This window comes from Methylocystis sp. (genome assembly GCF_051061285.1).
Lineage (GTDB): Bacteria > Pseudomonadota > Alphaproteobacteria > Rhizobiales > Beijerinckiaceae > Methylocystis.
The window spans coordinates 40,094-59,139 of record NZ_JBPFEA010000008.1 but is presented as its reverse complement, the minus strand read 5'-3'; the positions used below and the strand labels follow the sequence as shown (position 1 = coordinate 59,139).

Below are 19,046 nucleotides of genomic sequence, written 5' to 3'. Positions count from 1 at the left end.
ATAGGCCGTAAAGGTCGCGCCGCCCGTCTCCGCCAGAACCTTGGTGATCGCCGCCGTCAATGACGTCTTGCCATGGTCGACGTGCCCAATCGTCCCAATGTTGCAGTGCGGCTTCGTGCGTGAAAACTTTTCCTTGGCCATGATCCTCGTTCCGAGTGGTCACGAGCCCGTCGCTCGCGCGCGGCGAGGCTTTAAGGGCAATGACGGCGGAGGGCAAGGGGTCGCGGCTCTCCGGTCACGGATCGCCGCTGTCCGCCACGATCCAGTTCGCCGCGAGCATATGAAAGTCCTTGAACGTCAACTCCTGCGGCTCCAGCTTCCGGACCCGCAATATGTCCGGCAAATCCGCTTGAAATCTTTTGAATTCGGCCGCTATCGCTCGACCCCCGGGCACGCGCGCATCCCCAGCCTCGTCCCGAAACCAAGTGGCGATCTCCTCGACAAGCCGGTCGATTTTCCCCTCGTGCGCATGAATATCCTGCCCGGCGATGTCCGAGATGAATTGCTGATATCGATATTTCTGTCGGTCGAAGATGAGCGCTTTCTTACCCGAACGTTTAGGACCGAAATTGCGCGCGCCAAGGAAAAGGCCCAGTTCAAGGGGCATGTTGAAGCGCGGCAAACCCGACGCCGCGTCCAGTTCAGTGTTGGAAATATCGTGGACGCCATATCGGCATTCGCGAATAATACGGCATATTTTCTCGATCCGCGCCTCGCCGCCATCGTCGTTTTCTCTAGCGCAACGCGGCGTATAGCCGGATCTCACGACAGTGAAGACGATGGCCTGGAAAAACTCTTCATAGTCCGGCGAAAACGGACAATTGATAAAAACGTCCTTATCCTTCATCCAGCCCGCTTGGCGGCACGTACCGTGGCGATGGCGTCGCGGATTTCCTTTGCCGAGAAGTGCGTCGCCTCGCCTTTCGGCTTCAAAATGCGCACGCCGTCTTTCGTCACGCCGAGAACCTTGGGGGTGTTCGTGAGCGCGCTGGCGGCAAGTTTGCGGGTTTCGCTAGGGCCGAGGGTTTTCTTGGAGCCTTTTGCCATGGGGAGATAATGGCGCGCCTTCCAGCGCTTCGCAACCGGCGGCCCACGCCCCGCGCATAACAATGCTATACCGCCTGCCTCTATTTCGGCTGTTCCTTGCCGCGGAACGCAGGGCTTCCTTTGGGCGGGAAGTCCATGTGTCTTTTGATCTCGGATTTGGGCTCCGGCGCAGTCAACTCGACCGCTTCGCGGATCTGCCGCTCGCGAACCGATTCGACGTCCATGGTCTCCACTTCGCCATTAGAGTGGCGGGCGGTGTAAACGCCGACCACGTCCAAAGGCTCGGGACTCTTGATCACCACGAACCCCTCAAGAAATGCGAAATCGACGCACACGCCGTTGATCGGGCAGAAATAGCCCGCGATGTCGAAACAATTCAGTTCCGTCGCGCCGTCGGCCTGAAGTTCCGCCTTCTTGAACGGCGTGACGCTGAACGGACCAGGGTCCGACCCGAATTCCGTCGCGAGCGCCACTTTCGCGGCGATGGTGAAGCGCTTCCTGGTCGGATTATGGATGTTGACGATTGTCCGATAGACGCCCTTCGCCAAAGTCCCGTCCTGATGTGGAAGCAGCAGCGAACAGACGACCTTGGCGGCATATTGATATTCGGTCTTTAGGGTTTCGTTGGTTTTCACCGCCTGCGCGCGTGAACTCGCGGGAATTCCAGCGCAAGCAAGGCTCAGTGCGAGGAGGGCGCTGTTGAAAGCATGATGTGCGCGTTTCATAATCCGCACTCCACGAAAAATGGGTTTGCGAAATATCTGTTCCTGTCGCCCTGCCCAGCCCCAATTGCCTTTGGCGCCGAGATTATCGGGCGCCCAAAATAGACCTCTCATCCGTTCGCTTAGGCTAACGTGCGAACGCGTGAAATCGTTCCGCCGATAACTGGCCCGACGCCGGATGTCCGGCCTTGCGCCACTCTCGCAGGCCCGATCGAAACAGCGCCTGCGCGATTTCCCGTCGCGTTGTTCATCTCATCGCAGCGCGAAGTGTCGTTTGCGGCCGAGAGATCAACGACATCCGGAATGACAGGTCACTTCCGTAATCACCGGCGTCGTTTCGCCCACCGTATTGACGTCAATCACGACGTCCTTGCGCTTCCAGCGAAAAATGCAATTGGCGTTCCCTGTACCGGCGCAAGCGACGGTCTCGGGTCGTCCCTTGCAGCGAGGATCGCCCGTTTGACAGACGAATCCCGCTTCGGGCGCGTGGACAGGCCTCCAACCTTTTTTGAGGAGAGCCTTGCGCGCCTTCGCATAAGGCTCGTCCTTGGGGAAACTCGGGACCTGCGCGAGCGCGCTTGAAGATAGGGACAGCGCAATAAAAACGGCGGTCGCGGAGAAAAGCGCTTTCATAGGTTCACTCCTAATTCTTAAAAGCAGTCGTATGTTCATTAAGGCGGCCCACGCGTTCCTCAAGAGCGGCGGGCTAAAGTTCCAGGAGCATAACGGGCGGCAGCCCTCGCCTACGCCGGCCGATGCCGAGGCCCGCGACTAAAGCGCTGCGCGTTGAAATCGCCGCCGCGCGCGCCAACTGGTTGTGTGGCGGGGCGTAAATGCGGCTTTAAAAATTGCGCTACGATTTCTTCGATGATCCGGTCGACTGGGCGTTCGCCGCCCTCTTCGCCTTGCTCGCCCTCGCCGCGTGGGGATTGCGGCTCTGGGAGCCGTCGATCGGCGGTCCGCTCACAAATCTGGCGCTGAACTTCGCCGCGCTGATCGTCGTCCTGCTCGCCGTTCAATATCTGTGGCGCGCCTGGTTTCCGAATTACCCTTTCGGCGTCGGCCCGGCGTGGAGGCGGTTCGCCGCCTATCCGCTGCGCCAATTCGTCTATGCGGCCGCGTCCCTGCTCGTCGTCAGCAGCGGATTCGAAGCAATTTTCAGCGGCGCTTCGTTTGACGTCGTGGGGTTCTCGGCCGGATCGCGGGGTCTGGCGGATCCGGACTTCGCCGACGTCGCACGTGCGATGAACCAGATCGCCGCCTTCGCGCTCCCGGCCGGATTGGTCGCATATCTGGGCTTCGTCGCATTGGCCGGACCGGCGCGGCGCGCGACGTCCACGGCGCTTGTCGCCACCGTGCCGCAAAGGAGGGCGTTGGCGCTCTCGCCGGAATCGACTCTGGTCGGGCAGGATCTTGGCCGTCGCATCCGCCTCATGGGTTGGATCGGATTCTGGCTGGATTTCATCCTGGCGTTCCTGACCGCCCCGCTCCTCGCCTTTGGCGCAGTTGGCCAATCGATCAGCTCCACCGTTTGGGTGAGCGATCCGATCCATTGGGGGTATTTCGGACTGGGACTCCTATTAGCTTCGCTGTTCCTGGATCTCTTTTCGACGATCGCATCCGGCAGGCTGATGCGCGACCCGGCGAGCATGCTCGCCGCCGATCAGCCAGCGGCGTTGTGGTTTCTCGGCGCAGGTTCGATTGTCAATGTGCTCGGCTCTATGGTCTCGTTCATCGGCGTCGGCTTGAGCATCGCCCTGCTCGTCGCCAAGACCGTGTCGCAGCCGCCGGGGATCGCCATTACCGATCCGGACAGGATCGTGCGCGCGCTAGACGTCTTCATCTTAATGGCGAACTTTAACTTGCTTCTTGCTCATTTCATTGGGGCTGGAGCTGCGGTCTGGCTCAGCACCCAGGCGCTCAAGGCGCGACATAAGTTCGCCCTCGGACTGGGATGAGGCGCAAGCGACCGGCGAAAAAGCGCCCGACGGAACCTCGATCGATCACCGTCCCCGCCTGGAGCCTATTCTTCGTAGACGACTGCGCCTCCGACGACCGTCGTCTTGACCACGCCCTGCAGCAGCGCCCCATCGAACGGGGTGTTCTTGGAGCGCGAGTGAAGCGCGGCGGGATCGACGACGAAAGGCGCGTCCGGATCGAAGCGGACGATGTCCGCCGGGGCGCCTTTTTGCAGCCTGCCCTGCGGCAGTCCCAGAATTTCAGCCGGGCGCGACGTCATCGCCTCGAGCAGGCGCGTCAGCGTGACGTCGCCCGAATGCACGAGCCGAAGCCCCGCCGCAAGCATCGTCTCGACGCCGATCGCCCCATATTCGGCTTCGGCGAAGGGCAGCCGTTTGGTTTCGACGTCCTGCGGATCATGGTCGGACACGATGACGTCGATCAGCCCTTCGCCGAGGGCGCCAACGAGCGCCTTACGTTCATCCTCATGGCGCAACGGCGGTCTGAGCTTGAGGAAGGTGCGATAATCGCCGATGTCGTTCTCATTCAGCGTCAGATGATTGATCGAGGTCCCGCAGGTGACGGCCAAGCCTTCGTCCTTGGCTCTGCGCAACGCGTCCAACGCAAGCGTCGTCGTCACGATCGCCGAGTGATAGCGCGCGCCGGTCAGCGCGACGAGCCGCAAGTCGCGATCGAGCATGATCGCCTCTGCTTCACGCGGCGCGCCGGATAGGCCGAGCCGATGCGCAAATTCGCCTTCGTTCATGACGCCGACGGAAAGGTCGGGGTCTTCGGCGAAATGAATGACGAGCGCATCAAAATCGCGCGCATAGGTGAGCGCGCGTCGCATGACGAGCGCGCTTCGCACCGAGCGCGCGCCGTCGCAGAAGGCGACCGCGCCGGCCTGCTGCAGCAGCCCCAGCTCGGCGATCTCCCTGCCCTCGCGGCCTCTGGTCAGCGCCGCCATCGGGGCGACGCGGACGCGCCCGGTGTCGCGCGCACGGCGCAGAACGAAATCGACCACCGCGGGATCGTCGACGGGCGGCGCCGTCGCCGCGGTCGATACGATTGTCGTCACGCCGCCCGCCGCGGCCGCGAGAGTCGCGCTGGCGATGGTTTCGCGATGTTCCGCCCCCGGCTCGCCGACGAAGGCCTGCATGTCGATGAGGCCCGGCGCGACGATGTCGCCGGCGCAATCGATGACGCGCGCCCCTTCGGGAGCGTCGCCCTGTCGAACGGATTCGCCGAGCTCGGCGATGACGCCGTCCATCGTCGCCAGACCGCCGCGCGTTTCGCGACCCGAGCCCGGATCGATCAGCCGTGCGTTGAGAAGGAACAGCGGCGCTGGAGCTTGTGGCGGCGACATGGCGTCTGCTTAGGCCATTTCTCGGACGTTGAAAATGCGCCTGGGTCAGGGGATATTGGGCTTGAACTCGTCTCGCCAGCGCCTAGCTACCGCGAGTTGGGGCTGCGAGCGGCGCGCGCGCCCCTGGGAGAACGTATGCGTTCCCTCAGCCCTCCAGAATCTGCACTCGCGCCAAGCGTGGCGGAAGGCGAAGGACGCCCTGATCTCCCGGCGATGATGAACGCCGCCTTCGACGGAATCATAGCGCTCGACGAGCACGGCGCGGTGCGGTCGATCAGCGCGGAGGCGGCGTCGCTCTTCGGCTATGCGCCTGGCGACGTCATCGGACGGGATTTTGGCATGCTGACGCCGAAGGCGAACCAACGCCGCCGCGACGATCTGCGGCGGGGAACGCCAAGCATTCGCCGACGGATCGAGGGCCTGCGAGAGGACGGCTCCGTCTTTCCCGTGGAGCTTGTCGTCAGTGAAGTCGCCTGCGACGGAGAAAGGCTTTTTATCGCTTTGGTCCGCGATCTCAGCTCCAGGCGCAGCTTTGAGCAGGGGGTTCAGGAGCTTCAGGCGAACCGCCTTGAGGTGATTGAGAATATGGCGACCGGATTGGCGCATGAGCTCAAACAGCCTTTGACGGCGATCGGCGCCTATCTCAATTTCGCGCGTCGGCGTCTGAACGAAAAAGTCCTCTCGATCGAGAAGGTCGAGGAGATGTTGGACAACGCCGATGCGCAAGTCTTCCGCGTCGCGGAAATCATGGACAATCTTCGCCAGTTCATCGCGCGCGGAGAGACCTCGAAAGCTCCCCAAAGTCTGAACGCCGTCATCCGAACCGCCTGCGAATTCACCGATGCGCTCGCCAAGGAACATCATGTCAAAACCGCGATCGACCTTGAAGCGTCGCCGGATACGGTGGTGATCAACAAAGTTCAGATTCAGCAGGTCGTCGTCAATCTTAAGCGCAACGCCGTCGAGGCGATGCAGAACTGCGAGCGACGCGAGATGAGGGTGTCGACTCGCCTGGTTGAAGGCAACCTCATTCGCGCCGATGTCGCGGACACCGGTCCTGGATTGCCCGAGGAGATCAAAGACAGGCTCTTCGAGCAGTTCACGACGACGAAGCCGCACGGTCTGGGCGTCGGCCTCTCCATTTCGCGCTCGATCGTCGAAGCGCATAATGGGAAGATCTGGGCGGCGCCCAACCCCGGGGGCGGGACCATCTTCAGCTTCGTATTGCCTCTGGAAGATCGCTGACCGGCCGGTCAGGCGGAGCCAGCGCTGGCGCAGTCAGCACGCAGCGCCAGCCTAGCCGCGCAAAAAAGCTCCAGGGCCGTTCCGAAAAACAAGAGATCGTTAGGAGTCATTATGGTTAAGCAGGGATGAACTGCTATTGTCGCGCGTCGCGCACCCGTCCCGAGCGTCATTCGAACCCCCGCCGTTGGGGCCATCTTTAGGGAGAGACGGCTTCGTGTTGACCTTCGAGAATGTCGGCTTGCGCTATGGCGTCGGCGCCGAAACGCTCCGAGACGTGAATTTCCAGATCGAACCGCGTTCTTTCCAGTTCCTGACCGGCCCGTCAGGCGCAGGCAAGACCACCTTGATGCGATTGATCATTATGGCGCTGCGGCCGACGCGCGGGTTGATCAATATCTTCGGTAAGGATACGGCGGCGCTCAACAATGAGGACGTCGCCGAGACGCGCCGCAAAATCGGCGTCGTCTTCCAGGACTTCCGTCTTCTGGATCATCTGACGCTTTACGAAAACGTCGCCCTGCCCTTACGCGTGCTCGGCCGCGAGGAGTCGACTTATCGCGCTGAGGTGGTCGAACTGTTGCGCTGGGTGGGCCTCGGCGAGCGCGCGCATGCGTTTCCAACCATCCTTTCGGGCGGCGAGAAGCAGCGCGCGGCGATCGCCCGCGCGCTGATTTCGCAACCCAAGCTGCTGCTGGCCGACGAACCGACGGGCAATGTCGACCCGACTCTCGCGCGCCGGATCCTGCGCCTCTTCATCGAGCTCCACCGATCCGGAACCGCCGTCATTATCGCCACTCATGACTTGAGCCTCATGGACCAGTATGAAGATGCGCGGCGTCTTGTGCTTGCCGACGGCCGGCTTCACATCTTCGAATGAGCAGACGATGGCCCTGATGCGATTTTGGTCCTCGATTCGCCCGGCCGCGTCTGACGTCGATGAAGACGCCGAAGAGATTCCGTCGCAAAGCGCGCTGGTGCCCGCCGATTCCGTCGCCGGCCGCTCGCTCGTCATCGTCATCGCGATCATGACGTTCCTCGCCGCGCTCGCCGCTAACGTCGCCATTCTCGTCGCCGACGCCAGCGTCGAATGGCGCAGCGACGTCGCGCGCGAAGCGACCGTGCAAGTGCGTCCGGTCCCTGGCCGCAACGTCGAAGCCGATGTTAGGGACGCGGCGGAGGCGATGCGACGAACGCCCGGCGTGCGGGAAGTGCGAGTCTACGCCAAGTCGGAATCAGAGGCGTTGCTGACGCCGTGGCTCGGCGAGGGCCTGAATCTCTCCGAACTGCCCACCCCCCGCATGATCGTGCTGAAGCTCGATGCCGAAAATCGGGCGGATCTCGACAAGTTGCGCATGGAACTCGAGCGCGCCGTTCCTAACGCCGTGCTCGACGATCATCATGTCTTCATCGAGCGTCTCGGCGATATGGCGCGCGCCGCCGTGGCCATCGCCGCCCTCATCTTCGTTTTTATCCTCGCGGCCATGGCCGTCGCCGTGGCCTCGGCCACCCGCGCCGCCGTCGCGACAAACCGCGAAATCGTGGAAGTGCTCCATATCGTCGGCGCGGCCGACTCGTTCATCGCGCGCGAATTTCAGCGTCGCTTCATGGCGCTCGGCTTTCGCGGCGCGCTGATCGGCGGCGGCGGCGCCATCACCTTTTTCGCCCTGGCGCAGTTCTTCGCGCAGCGGTGGCGCGCGACCGGCGGCGGCGATCAGATGGAGGCCATGTTCGGCGATTTCACAATTGGCGCGAGCGGCTTTGTCGTCATCGTTCTGCTCGCTGGCGGAGTCGCCGCGCTGACCGGCTATCTCTCGCAGTTCATTGTGCTGCGCCATCTGCAGCGGCTCGGTTAAGCGCATTCGCCCAAATCGGCCGCCCCGATAACATCGGCGCGGAAATACCCCTATAGTCGTGTCAGAATCGCGCCTCGCGCGTTCTGGTCAGAAAGCATGGGCGAAGGACTCCACGATTGACGACCCCCGCACGCCAGGGAGTGACGAATGGGTAGCGCCGTCCGCAAGGCCGCCTGCGCGATCCTCGCTGGCGGCGCTTTTCTCGCCGCGGCGCTCCTGTTGGGTTTTGTCGGCTTCGCCCTGTCGCTGCCGCGAGAGGAATTCTCCATTCCGGTGCAGGCGGAAGGCGTCGTCGCGCTGACCGGCGGCTCGGATCGCGTGCTCGACGCGGCGACCCTTCTCGCCAGCGGCCAGGCGCGACGCATGCTGATCACCGGCGTCAATCCCTCCACCCGCAGCTCCTTGCTGGCGAAAATACTGCCCATGTCGCGCGAACTCTTCGATTGCTGCGTCGACCTCGGCTACCAGGCGCTCGACACCGCCGGCAACGCCAAAGAGACGCGCGATTGGGCGCGTGAGCACAATATCACCCGGTCGCTCATTATCGTCACGTCGAACTACCACATGCCGCGTGCGCTGGTCGAAATCTCAGCCGCCTTGCCGAAGGTCGAGCTCTATCCGTTTCCGGTCGTCAGCGAACATATCGACGTCGCCGACTGGATCAGCGATCTGCGCGTCGCCCGTTTTGTCGGAAAGGAATATATGAAATACGTAGGATCGCTGCTGCGCACCAAGCTTTTCAAGGAATACGAGGAGTCGGAGCCTCTCCCGCAGCTCCGCCACAGCGTCGCATCTGATTGAAATCTTGTTTCAACGCCTCTTGGCGCCGTAAAAGCGCGCCACGCCCCTTCGCCCAGATCTCGCCAATGCTCCTCCTGCGCTCCCTCATTTTCCAGATCATGTTCTTCCTGAACATGTTCACGCTCATGATCGTCTGGCTGCCGGGCCTGTTGATGCGGCGCCAGATCAACCAGGAGCTTGGTCGCACCTGGGGGCGCACGACGCTCTGGCTGCTCGACAAGATCTGCGGCGCGAAGATCGACTGGCGAGGTCTTGAGAATATCCCCAAAGGCGCAGTGATCGTCGCCTGCAAACATCAGTCGATCTGGGAGACCTTCGTTCTGCCGATCAGGTTTCCCGACTTCAGCTATATTCTGAAGCACGAACTGATCTGGCTGCCTTTTTTCGGCTGGTACCTGCTGGCGGCCGAGCAGATCGCCATCGATCGCGCCAAGGGCGGCAAGCTGCTGCCGCAGCTGATCGCCAAATCGAAGAAGATTTTCGCCCAGGGACGGCAGCTCTTCATATTTCCCGAAGGCACGCGCCGCCCGGCCGGCGCCCCGCCGCAATATAAGTTCGGCATCGCGCATCTTTACGCGGCGACCGAAACGCCGGTGCTTCCCGTCGCCGTGAATTCCGGGCTGTTTTGGCCGCGCCGCTCGTTCCTCATCCGGCCGGGAACCGTCGTGATCGAGTTCCTGCCGCTGATCGCGCCGGGCATGGAGCCGCGCGCTTTTTTCGACAAGCTCTCGACGGAGATCGAGGCCGCGTCCGACCGATTGATCGCCGAAGCGCTGACGAAAGACCCGTCCTTGGCGGAAATCGTCGAGAAGGGCCGTGCAAACGCCCAACCTATGGCGCCGGCGCAGGAATGAAGAACGTCGCATCCTCCGGCCGAATCTAAAGAGTGTCCTGTTCAAGGTTGAGATGCTGCTCGACCCGCCGAAGACGCGCTTCAAGTTCGCTGATAAGGACGCCGTGGCCGATCGCCGACGTATGATATTCGATCACCGCTCGGCGCAATCCGACGATCTGCTCGCTTAGGTCCGTGCGCGTTGCATCGATTTTGGCGTCGAGCGACAACAGATCCGACGCGACATCGGCGCGCAACTCGGCAACTATCTCCGCCCGGTCATTCTTGGTCGCCATTTCCGCGCGCATGTCGCGAAGCAGCTGCAGGATCAGACTTTCGGGCGCCTCGGCCAAATCGGCCACCTTTCCTTCGCCGGCATATTAAGCGGGTCTTTTCAACTCCTGCAATTATTTACCCGCTTCCGCGCGCACTAACCTCGCGCCGCTCCCGTCAGCGCTTGCGGCGCCACAAGCAGCGGATATTCCGCCTCGACGATGTAGGGGCCGCCCCCCACGGAATCCCGCGACGAATAGAGCACGAAGCGCTCCGCCGTGAAGCGCAATGGCGGGAAATAGCCGCGCGCGCCGAGATAGGCGGCGACAGCGCCGGCGCTGGCGCCGCGCAGACGCGCGAGCGTGACATGCGGGATGAATTTGCGCGGCTCGGGCGGCGCGCCGAGCCGGCGCAATAGCCGCTCCTGCTCCGCCTGCATGTCCATGAGACTCGGCTCCGGCCGCGCGCGCGCGACGATGGCGCGGGGCTTGTCGCCGCCAAACGACGTCAGCTGGTCGAAGGTGACGGTGACTTCCGGACGGCGGATGAAGGAGAGTGCATTCGCCGCGTCGCGCGCGAAAGCGTCGTCGACGTCGCCGATGAAGCGCAAGGTGACATGATAATTCTCAACGTCGATCCAGCGGCCGCCGGGGATTCCGCCGCGCAGGCGCGCGAGGCTCTCGGCGATTGAGCGGGGAATCTCCAGGGCCGTAAACAGTCTGGGCATGACATCCTCCCCAAGCGGGATCGCGCAGCCTCATTGCGCGCGCGAGGTCCTACGCGCCCCCATGGAAACGAGCGTTCTTTCAACAAAGGGCGCGATTTTTTTGACGATCTTCGCCACGCCGGCGGCGTTGGGATGAATGCCGTCCGAGATGAGGAGCGCGGGCGAGCCCCAGACGCCTTCCAAGATAAAGGGCACAAGCGGCGCCTCATGTTTGGCGGCAAGATCCGGATAAACCGAATCGAATTCCTTCTTGTAAGCTTGCCCGTGATTCGCGCTCGAGACCATCGCCGTCAGCACCGGGCGAACGCCTTTCTGCTTTAACGTCGCAAGAATCCGATCGAGATTGGCGCGCGTTATCTTCGGATCATGCCCGTTCAACATGTCATTCGCGCCGAGCTCGACGACGGCGATGTCGAACGGCCCGGCGCCAAGGGTATAGTCGAGGCGCGCGAGCCCGGTCGTCGTCGTGTCGCCGGAAACGCCCCCTTGGACGACCTCGACATTATATCCGTCCTCGCTCAGGCGTCTCTTGAGCTGCGCCGGAAGCGAATCTGTGGCGTCGATGCCGGGTCCCGCCGTCAGGCTGTCGCCAAACGCCAGGATTCGCACGGGTTCGGCATGCGCGGAGGTCAGCGCGATGGTCAACAAGGCCAAGGACGCGAGAGCCGCGGCTTGGAGTGGACGGCGGAAAGCGCAATAAGGCGACTGGACTGCGGGCGTCGAATGCGGCGCATCTATCAAGGTTTTGCTCCGTGCTGCGACAAGTCATCGAAGTTGAAGGGGTTGATCTCACGCTCGGCGAAGGCGCCGCCCGCGTGCATGTGCTCAAGACTGTCAGCCTGAGCGTCGCGCGGGGCGAAACTGTCGCTCTTCTGGGACCCTCCGGCTCGGGCAAATCGACGTTGCTCATGACCCTCGCCGGACTGGAGCGACCGGACGCCGGAAGCGTCAGGATTGACGGGCGCGATCTTGGCGCCCTTTCGGAAGACGCGCTGGCGCGTTTCCGCGGAGAAAACATAGGGATCGTCTTCCAGTCTTTCCAGCTGATCCCCACCATGACGGCGCTGGAGAATGTCGCCATTCCACTGGAACTCGCCGGGAAATCAGACGCTTTCGCACGCGCCGAGGCCGAGCTTGCGGCGGTCGGGCTCGCTGAGCGCCTGGCCCACTATCCGGCTCAGCTTTCGGGAGGCGAGCAGCAGAGGGTGGCGCTCGCCCGCGCGCTCGCGCCCGACCCGCTGATTCTCGCGGCGGACGAGCCCACGGGCAATCTCGATTCGGAAACCGGCGCCGCGGTGATCGAACTCATTTTCGCGCAACAACGGCGCCGCGGGGCGACGCTTGTGCTCGTCACCCATGATCCCGTGCTCGCCGCACGCTGCAGCCGACGCGTTCTGCTGCGCTCGGGCCGCATCGAGGCGAGCGAGCGGGCGGCGTCATGAAGCCGATGCGCTTCGTCGCCCTGCCCTTCGCATTGCGCTTCGCCCTGCGCGACCTGCTCGGCGACCCGCGCGGCTTTGGCGTCTTCATCGCCTGCATCGTGATTGGCGTCGCCGCGATCTCCGGCGTCTCCGGCCTTTCACGCTCGCTGGCGCAGGGGCTCGCGCGGGAAGGCCGAACGATCTTGGGCGGCGACGCCTCCTTCAGCCTCGTCTCGCGGGAGTTTTCGCCGGAGCAACGCGCCTTCTTCGAGGCGCGCGGGCGGCTTTCCGAAATTTCGCTGATGCGGGCGATGGCCCGGCGCGACGACGGCGAGGCCGCGCTGGTGGAGATCAAAGCCGTCGATCCGGCGACTTATCCAACTTTTGGCGCGGTCGCGCTCGATCCCGACATGCCCTTGGCCGAGGCGCTGCAGGAACGAAACGGGCTGCCGGGCGTCGCGGTCGATCCGATGCTGCTCGCGCGCCTCGACGCCAAGCTCGGCGACACTGTGATGATCGGCGTTTCGCGTTTCACGCTGCGCGCAATTCTGCGCAGCGAACCCGACAAGCTCGCGGGCGGCATTGGCTTCGGGCCGCGCGTCATGATGACGCGCGCCGCGCTCTCGGGCGCGGAACTGGCGACGCCGGGCTCGATCGTCCGGCATGTCATCCGCGTCACGCTTCGCGAGGGCGCGGACGCCGATCTCAAGGCGTTCGCCGCCGACGCCGCGAACGCCTTTCCGCAAGCCGGATGGGAGTCGCGCACGCGGGACGCCGTCTCGCCGCAGTTCTCGCGCAATCTCGACCGGTTCGCCCAGCTGCTCACCCTCGTCGCGCTCACCGCCCTTGTCGCCGGCGGCGCCGGCGTCGCGAACGCGGTGCAGGGCTTCGTCGAGCGCAAGCGCGCGCAATTCGCCATTCTCAAGGCGCTCGGGGCCGAGGGCTCGCGGGTCTTCAGGATCGCCCTCGCCCAGGTTCTGGCGGCGGCGTCCTTCGCCATCCTGCTGGGGCTCGTCGCCGGCGCGGCGATTCCCTGGGGCGCGGCGCAAGCGCTGCGCGATCTCGCCGATCTCCCCGTATCGGCGTCGCTCGACGCGCAAGGCGCGCTCTATGGGGCTCTGTACGGGCTGCTCGTCGTCCTGATCTTTGCACTCGTTCCTCTGGGCCGCGCGCATGAAGTTCCCGTAGCGGCGCTGCTGCGCGACGACCCGCGGGGCGCAACTCTCGGCCGCTACCGCGCCGGCGCAGCGGCCGCGGCGATTGCGCTCGCCGCCCTCGTCATGGCCACGTCTTTTGACGTGAAGCTCGGCGCGGCCTATGTCGCCGCCGCTGTCGCGGCCTTCGCCCTGCTGCGCGGCGCGGCATGGGTCGCCATGCGGCTGGCCCGCGGCCTTCCGCGTCTGCGCGACGCGCGGCTGCGGTTCGCGCTCGCCAATATCTGGCGGCCGAAAAGCCTGACGCCGGCGCTGATGATCTCCATCGGCCTGACGCAAACGCTGCTCATTTCGCTCGTGCTGGTGGAAGGCGCGATTCACAACGAGTTGGCGCGGGCCGACGCCGGCGAGATTCCCAACTTCTTCTTCATCGACGTGCCGAAGGCGCAAACTGAGGCTTTTGTCGGTTTTCTCTCTGCCGAGGCGCCCGGCGCGCGCATCGAACACGTGCCGATGATGCGGGGGCGCATCGTCGCCGTGAAAGACGCGGCTATCGACAAGACCGCCGTGGCCGACGACGCCAAATGGGCGCTCGAGGGCGACCGCGGCGTGACCTTTTCCCCCACAATTCCGACGAACTCCACGCTCGCCGAAGGCGAATGGTGGCCGGCGAATTACGTCGGTCCGCCGCTCGTGTCGCTTGAGCAGAAGGTCGCCGAAGGATTGGGCCTGACCATCGGCGACTCGATCCGAGTCAATGTGCTCGGCAGGGAGGTGACAGCGCAGGTCGCCAATCTGCGCCGGGTGGATTGGCGCAGTTACGCCATCAACTTCATCATGGTGTTTTCGCCGAATGTTTTTGCCGGGGCGCCCTACACCGAGCTCTTCACCGTGGCGTACGGCGCGCCATCGGTCGCGGCGCGCGACGCCAGGGATGCGCGGCTCGCGCGCGAGACGGCGAAACGCTTTCCGAGCATCGTTTCCGTGCGGGTCAAGGACGCGCTGGCGGCGATCGACAAGATCGCCGGACAGTTGGCGCTGGCCGCGCGCGCCGCGGCGGGTCTCGCCATTGTCACGGCGGTGCTGGCGCTTGCGAGCGCGCTTGCCAGCGGCCAGCGCGCAAGGCTGCACGATTCGGTGGTGTTGAAGACTCTCGGCGCGACCCGCCTCTGGCTGGCCACAGCCTATGCTCTGGAATTTGGACTGGTCGGCCTCGCCGCCTCCCTGATCGCGGTCGGCGCCGGATCCGCCGCCGCCTACGCCATGACGACGATCCTCATGAAGATCGATTTCGCCTTCCTGCCCTGGACCACGGCGCTGATCTCGCTCGCCACTCTCGCCGTCACCATCGCCCTCGGCCTCGCCGGCGCCTGGCGGGCGCTCTCCAGACGTCCCGGACCGGAGTTGCGCCAGCCTTAGAGCGCGTCCCGATCACATGAAATCATGTGATCGATAAGGAATCGCTCAAATTCAAAACGTTGGAGCAGGTTCTCATCGAAAAAGTCTGTCAACTTTTTCGGAACCTGCTCAGGCGGAGAGCGAAGGCTCGACGATAAAGGGATACGCGCCCTCGACGATCGCGCCATCCGTCGCCAGAACACGGTAGTCGACCTCATAAAGTCCGGGCTGCAGAACCGGCGTGTCGAGGATCAACTCTTTGGAGGCCTGTTTCTGGGTCGCTTTGGCGATCACCAAGCCGTTTCTGCTCTTGAGCGTTATCGTTGAGATGACGGCGTCAGCCTTTCCCTCAAACACCAGCCTAATCTGACGCACAGGCTCAACGACCCGCTGTCTCGATGCAGGGAACGACTCGACGAGGAACTGATGATGAGCCAGCCCGGCCGTCGCGGAGCAAAAGCCCAGCCCCGCGGCGAGAACCGCCGCCCAAGCGCATCTGATGAGCTTCATTTGTCTTTCTCCCGACCGGCCAACCGCCGCCCGCCTTGATGTCTGGAGAATTAACTTTCCGACGCGCGATTTGTTCGAGCGCAAGCGCACGCGAGAGGCGCGGCGCGACGACAGGAAATTTGCGCAAAATTCGCCAAAGGCTTCGCCGCCTTGCCCTTTGGGCTGCGACCTCCTAAAACGCATGAGCGTCGACGGCCCGCCGGGCGGCGCCTTTTGCGTCATGCGCCAAAATGCGCGACGCGCCGTCAGCGGAACCCAATCTTGGCCGACAAGAACGCCCTCTCCTGGCCGAATTTCGCGGTGTCGATTCTCGGCGGCGTCGCAGCGGCCGTGATCTTCGCCGTCGTGGCGCGCGGCGGCTTCGGCGGGCTCCTCTTAGCGCATCTTGCGCCCCTGCCGATCATGATCGTCGCCTTCTCCTTTGGCCTGATCCATGGGGCGACGGCGGCGATACTCGCAACGATCATCCTGACCTTCTGGCCGCATCCGGTGATCGGCATGGGATATGCTCTGCTGATCGCGGCGCCGGCCTGGTCCGCTGTCTATGCGGCGCTCGGCGCGCCCCGCGGCGGCCGGGACAGGCTGACGCGCAATTTGCCGGGCTGGGCGGCGCTCGCGCCTGCGACCTTTCTGGCGACAGCGATCATTCTCTGGCTGATCGTCGCCACCCTCGCCTTCGGATCGCTCGACGAAGCGCTGAATCCGATCCGGGCGCGCGCCTTCATCCTGCTCGACATTATGGTGAAAGAGCGCGACCTTGGCGATAAGATCGATCCGACGACGCTTTCCGGGTCCGTCGCGCGCGCCGTCCCCGCCTTTCTCGCCGGCTATGGTCTGCTGATCCACGTCATCAATTTGTGGCTCGCCGCAAGGATTGCGCAAGCGTCCAAGCTGCTCGGCCGCCCCTGGCCGGACATCGCCAATGAATTCCGCCTGCCAAAGCCGGTGGGCGGCCTATTCCTCAGCGGAATCGCGCTGGCCTTCTTCCAGGGACTCGCCGGCGCGATTGGACTGGTGCTGGCGACGACCATGGGGCTGCTGCTTGCGTTCCAGGGGCTCGCCGTCGCGCATATCTACCTGCGCGGTTCGCGATCGAGCGCCCTGGTGCTGGCGATCATCTATTTCACGCTCGGACTTTTGGGGTGGCCCCTCCTGTTTTTCGCCGCACTCGGCGTCGCCGACCTGATCTTCAACTATCGCGTCCGAAAGACGGACGCCGGGCCCACCGCGATGCAAAAACCGGATTGACTTTCGCCCGGTTTTTCTCGACATAGCCCGCAATCTCGGAGAAGTAGCAAAGATGGACGTCATTCTGCTGGAACGCGTGGCCAAGCTCGGCCAGATGGGCGAGACCGTGCGCGTGCGCGACGGCTACGCCCGCAATTTCCTGCTGGCGCGCGGCAAGGCGCTGCGCGCGACTGAAAACAACAAGAAGCATTTCGAGACGCAGCGGGCGCAGATCGAGGCGCGCAATCTCGAGGCTAAGAAAGAAGCCGAAGCCGTCGCCGAAAAGCTCAACGGACAAAGCTTCAACATCATTCGCCAGGCGGGCGAGAGCGGCCAGCTCTATGGCTCGGTTTCGGCGCGAGATATCGCCGAGGCGGCGACCGCGGGCGGCTTCTCGGTCAATCGCGATCAGATCGTCCTGGTGCACCCCATCAAAACTCTCGGCCTTCATGAGACGCCAGTGCATCTGCATCCGGAAGTCGATGTGAAGATCACGATCAACGTGGCCCGTTCGGAAGAAGAGGCCGAGCGGCAGGCGCGCGGCGAAAGCGCTACGATCAGGGAAGAGACGTCGATGGACGATCTCGGCCTGGAAGTCGGCGCGGCTCTGGCGGAAGCCGGCGACGTCGAGATGTAAGCTCCCGTAAGCGCGCACGCGTCCATCGCCGGCGGCCCTTCGGCCGCCGGTTTCGTTTTCCCGGGCCCATCTCTGATTCTCTTTAAATGCAAGAAGAGTCGGACAGGCGCTGAACGAATCTTTTTCACCATGTGGAAAAGACTCGCTTCTCGCTGCGGCGGACAAAAGGCTATGGCGGCGCCGAGGCGTTAATGTATTGTTAACGGCGTCTCAGGCTCGCGCGTCGCGTTTGCAGCCCGGAACGGTCTCAAACAAGTCCGATCATCGATGCCACCAATCGAACAATTGGCGGGCCGGCGCGCGTTTCAGGTCGCGCAGCCGGACGCGCCTGCCTATCGCGCGCCGCCGCACAATATCGAGGCCGAGCAAGCGCTGCTCGGCGCGATTCTGGTCAACAATGACGCGTTCGACAGAGTCTCGGACTTCCTGAAGCCCGAGCATTTTTCCGAGGACTTGCACCGGCGCATCTTTGAAATTGCGGCGCAGCTCATTCGCGCCGGCAAGCTCGCGACCGTCGTGACGCTGAAGACGTTTCTCGCCGACATCGAACTGCCGGCCGGCGTGACGATCCAGGCCTATCTGGCCCGACTCGCCGCCGAGGCGACGACGATCATCAACGCCGAAGACTATGGCCGCACCGTTCACGATCTCGCGGTTCGCCGGGATCTCATCGTCATCGGGCAGGATATCGTCAACACGGCCTATGATTCGCCGATCGATTCGCCGCCGCGCGCGCAGATCGAAGAAGCCGAACGGCAGCTCTATACGATCGCCGAGACGGGACGCTACGACGGCGGCTTTCAGCGATTCGCCGAAGCGCTCACCACTGCGCTCGATATGGCGAGCAGCGCCTATATGCGCGACGGGCATCTGTCCGGCGTCGCCACGGGCCTGCTCGACCTCGACGAAAAGATGGGCGGTCTGCAAAAATCCGATCTCATCATCGTCGCCGGGCGGCCGGGCATGGGCAAGACCGCTCTCGCCACGAACATCGCCTTCAATGTCGCGCGCGCCTATCAATTCGAAGCTGAGCCCGACGGAACGCATAAGACGATCAACGGCGGCATCGTCGGCTTCTTCTCTTTGGAAATGTCGGCCGAACAATTGGCGACGCGCGTCATCGCCGAGCAGTCTGGCGTGCCGAGCTATAAGATTCGCCGCGGCGACATCAATGAGGACGATTTTCGCCGCATCGCCGACGCCGCGCGGGAAATGCAAAGCATTCCCTTCTATATCGATCAGAGCGGCGGCATCTCGATCGCGCAGCTCACCGCGCGGGCGCGGCGCCTCAAACGGCAGAGAGGTCTGGACCTGCTCGTCGTGGACTATCTGCAATTGCTCGCCGGTTCGCGTTCCCGCAGTGAAAATCGCGTGCAGGAGCTCACCGAAATCACGACCGGCCTCAAGGCTCTTTCCAAAGAGCTCAATGTGCCGATCATCGCGCTGTCGCAGCTCTCCCGCCAAGTGGAGAACCGCGACGACAAGCGGCCGCAGCTTTCCGATCTGCGCGAGTCAGGCTCGATCGAGCAGGACGCCGACGTCGTCATCTTCGTGTACCGCGAAGAATATTATCTGCGCAATCGTGAGCCGCGCGAAGGCACCGAAGAACACATCCAATGGATGGCCGAGATGGAGCGCGCGCATGGACGCGCCGAAGCGATCATCGGTAAGCAGCGTCACGGTCCGACGGGAACGGTGCAGCTCGCCTTCGAGGCTGAAGTGACGCGCTTTTCGAATCTTGCGGACGAAGACAAGCTGCCAGCGCGTATGTAGGCCTCGCCGCCATGCGGCGAGGCCTACCGCGCGACAGGTTCTCATCGAAAAAGTCTGTCAACTTTTTCGGAACCGGCTTTAGCGTCAAAACAGATCGACGG

The 19,046-nt window shown here is 63.4% G+C and carries 20 protein-coding genes; 12 read left to right on the top strand and 8 right to left on the bottom strand.

The genetic code is table 11. The features are described 5' to 3' along the window. Positions 1-141 (bottom strand): GTP-binding protein (locus ACR65T_RS02530; protein WP_305648578.1); only part of this gene is annotated, 141 nt, incomplete at its 3' end. Between the two features lie 139 nt (positions 142-280). Here ACR65T_RS02530 and ACR65T_RS02525 point away from each other — a divergent pair. Continuing rightward, entirely contained in the window at positions 281-1,057 is a 777-nt protein-coding gene (locus ACR65T_RS02525) for a hypothetical protein (RefSeq protein WP_434495012.1), read from the top strand. Positions 1,058-1,127: 70 nt separating this feature from the next. On the opposite strand, the gene ACR65T_RS02520 is transcribed toward ACR65T_RS02525, so the two are convergent. Both ACR65T_RS02520 and ACR65T_RS02515 read right to left on the bottom strand, forming a co-directional pair. After that, positions 1,128-1,772, bottom strand: coding sequence for a hypothetical protein (locus tag ACR65T_RS02520; protein ID WP_434495011.1), 645 nt, complete (start codon positions 1,770-1,772; stop codon positions 1,128-1,130). 285 nt (positions 1,773-2,057) lie between these two features. Next, on the bottom strand, positions 2,058-2,402 hold the full coding sequence (locus tag ACR65T_RS02515) for a hypothetical protein (RefSeq protein ID WP_434495010.1): 345 nt from the start codon (positions 2,400-2,402) through the stop codon (positions 2,058-2,060). A gap of 215 nt (positions 2,403-2,617) precedes the next feature. Between ACR65T_RS02515 and ACR65T_RS02510 the strand changes: the two genes are divergently transcribed. After that, positions 2,618-3,727 carry a DUF3611 family protein gene (locus ACR65T_RS02510; RefSeq protein WP_434495009.1) on the top strand — a complete coding sequence of 370 codons (1,110 nt, stop codon included), beginning with the start codon at positions 2,618-2,620 and terminating at the stop codon, positions 3,725-3,727. Positions 3,728-3,792: 65 nt separating this feature from the next. Here the strand turns inward: ACR65T_RS02510 and pyrC are convergent, their stop codons facing one another. Next, on the bottom strand, positions 3,793-5,094 hold the full coding sequence (gene pyrC, locus ACR65T_RS02505) for a dihydroorotase (protein ID WP_434495008.1): 1,302 nt from the start codon (positions 5,092-5,094) through the stop codon (positions 3,793-3,795). Between the two features lie 177 nt (positions 5,095-5,271). Here pyrC and ACR65T_RS02500 point away from each other — a divergent pair, with 177 nt between their 5' ends. From ACR65T_RS02500 to ACR65T_RS02480, 5 genes are all read left to right on the top strand, one after another. Further along, the gene (locus ACR65T_RS02500) at positions 5,272-6,339 is read left to right on the top strand and encodes a two-component system sensor histidine kinase NtrB (protein WP_434495007.1); all 1,068 of its coding nucleotides are present in this window, start codon (positions 5,272-5,274) and stop codon (positions 6,337-6,339) included. A 214-nt stretch (positions 6,340-6,553) separates the two neighbouring features. Beyond that, entirely contained in the window at positions 6,554-7,216 is a 663-nt protein-coding gene (gene ftsE, locus ACR65T_RS02495; RefSeq protein WP_434495006.1) for a cell division ATP-binding protein FtsE, read from the top strand. Positions 7,217-7,232: 16 nt separating this feature from the next. Next, positions 7,233-8,192, top strand: a complete 960-nt coding sequence (locus ACR65T_RS02490; RefSeq protein WP_434495005.1) for a cell division protein FtsX — start codon at positions 7,233-7,235, stop codon at positions 8,190-8,192. Positions 8,193-8,339: 147 nt separating this feature from the next. After that, positions 8,340-8,993 carry a YdcF family protein gene (locus tag ACR65T_RS02485; protein ID WP_434495004.1) on the top strand — a complete coding sequence of 218 codons (654 nt, stop codon included), beginning with the start codon at positions 8,340-8,342 and terminating at the stop codon, positions 8,991-8,993. Between the two features lie 65 nt (positions 8,994-9,058). Beyond that, positions 9,059-9,847 carry a lysophospholipid acyltransferase family protein gene (locus ACR65T_RS02480; RefSeq protein WP_434495003.1) on the top strand — a complete coding sequence of 263 codons (789 nt, stop codon included), beginning with the start codon at positions 9,059-9,061 and terminating at the stop codon, positions 9,845-9,847. A 25-nt stretch (positions 9,848-9,872) separates the two neighbouring features. Here the strand turns inward: ACR65T_RS02480 and ACR65T_RS02475 are convergent, their stop codons facing one another. The 3 genes from ACR65T_RS02475 to ACR65T_RS02465 all read right to left on the bottom strand — a co-directional run bounded on the left by ACR65T_RS02475 (position 9,873) and on the right by ACR65T_RS02465 (position 11,479). Continuing rightward, on the bottom strand, positions 9,873-10,187 hold the full coding sequence (locus tag ACR65T_RS02475; protein ID WP_434495002.1) for a hypothetical protein: 315 nt from the start codon (positions 10,185-10,187) through the stop codon (positions 9,873-9,875). 68 nt (positions 10,188-10,255) lie between these two features. After that, the gene (thpR, locus tag ACR65T_RS02470; protein ID WP_434495001.1) at positions 10,256-10,825 is read right to left on the bottom strand and encodes an RNA 2',3'-cyclic phosphodiesterase; all 570 of its coding nucleotides are present in this window, start codon (positions 10,823-10,825) and stop codon (positions 10,256-10,258) included. A gap of 30 nt (positions 10,826-10,855) precedes the next feature. Beyond that, on the bottom strand, positions 10,856-11,479 hold the full coding sequence (locus ACR65T_RS02465; RefSeq protein WP_434495000.1) for an arylesterase: 624 nt from the start codon (positions 11,477-11,479) through the stop codon (positions 10,856-10,858). Between the two features lie 98 nt (positions 11,480-11,577). Between ACR65T_RS02465 and ACR65T_RS02460 the strand changes: the two genes are divergently transcribed. Together ACR65T_RS02460 and ACR65T_RS02455 are read left to right on the top strand one after the other, a co-directional pair. After that, the gene (locus ACR65T_RS02460) at positions 11,578-12,267 is read left to right on the top strand and encodes an ABC transporter ATP-binding protein (RefSeq protein WP_434494999.1); all 690 of its coding nucleotides are present in this window, start codon (positions 11,578-11,580) and stop codon (positions 12,265-12,267) included. Continuing rightward, complete coding sequence (locus ACR65T_RS02455) at positions 12,264-14,819, top strand: ABC transporter permease (RefSeq protein WP_434494998.1); 2,556 nt, start codon at positions 12,264-12,266, stop codon at positions 14,817-14,819. The genes ACR65T_RS02460 and ACR65T_RS02455 overlap by 4 nt, the downstream gene beginning before the upstream one ends. Positions 14,820-14,927: 108 nt before the next feature. Here ACR65T_RS02455 and ACR65T_RS02450 read toward each other — a convergent pair whose 3' ends face one another. Continuing rightward, positions 14,928-15,308, bottom strand: a complete 381-nt coding sequence (locus ACR65T_RS02450; RefSeq protein WP_434494997.1) for a copper resistance CopC family protein — start codon at positions 15,306-15,308, stop codon at positions 14,928-14,930. A 261-nt stretch (positions 15,309-15,569) separates the two neighbouring features. On the opposite strand from ACR65T_RS02450, the gene ACR65T_RS02445 reads away from it, so the two are divergent. The 3 genes from ACR65T_RS02445 (at position 15,570) to ACR65T_RS02435 (ending at position 18,945) form a co-directional block, all read left to right on the top strand. Continuing rightward, positions 15,570-16,556: a DUF2232 domain-containing protein gene (locus tag ACR65T_RS02445; protein ID WP_434494996.1), complete on the top strand. Its 987-nt coding sequence runs from the start codon at positions 15,570-15,572 to the stop codon at positions 16,554-16,556. A gap of 52 nt (positions 16,557-16,608) precedes the next feature. Continuing rightward, positions 16,609-17,172 (top strand): 50S ribosomal protein L9, encoded by a 564-nt coding sequence (gene rplI, locus ACR65T_RS02440; protein WP_434494995.1) that lies wholly within the window; start codon positions 16,609-16,611, stop codon positions 17,170-17,172. 267 nt (positions 17,173-17,439) lie between these two features. Further along, positions 17,440-18,945 (top strand): replicative DNA helicase, encoded by a 1,506-nt coding sequence (locus ACR65T_RS02435; protein ID WP_434494994.1) that lies wholly within the window; start codon positions 17,440-17,442, stop codon positions 18,943-18,945. Positions 18,946-19,046 lie beyond the last annotated feature (101 nt).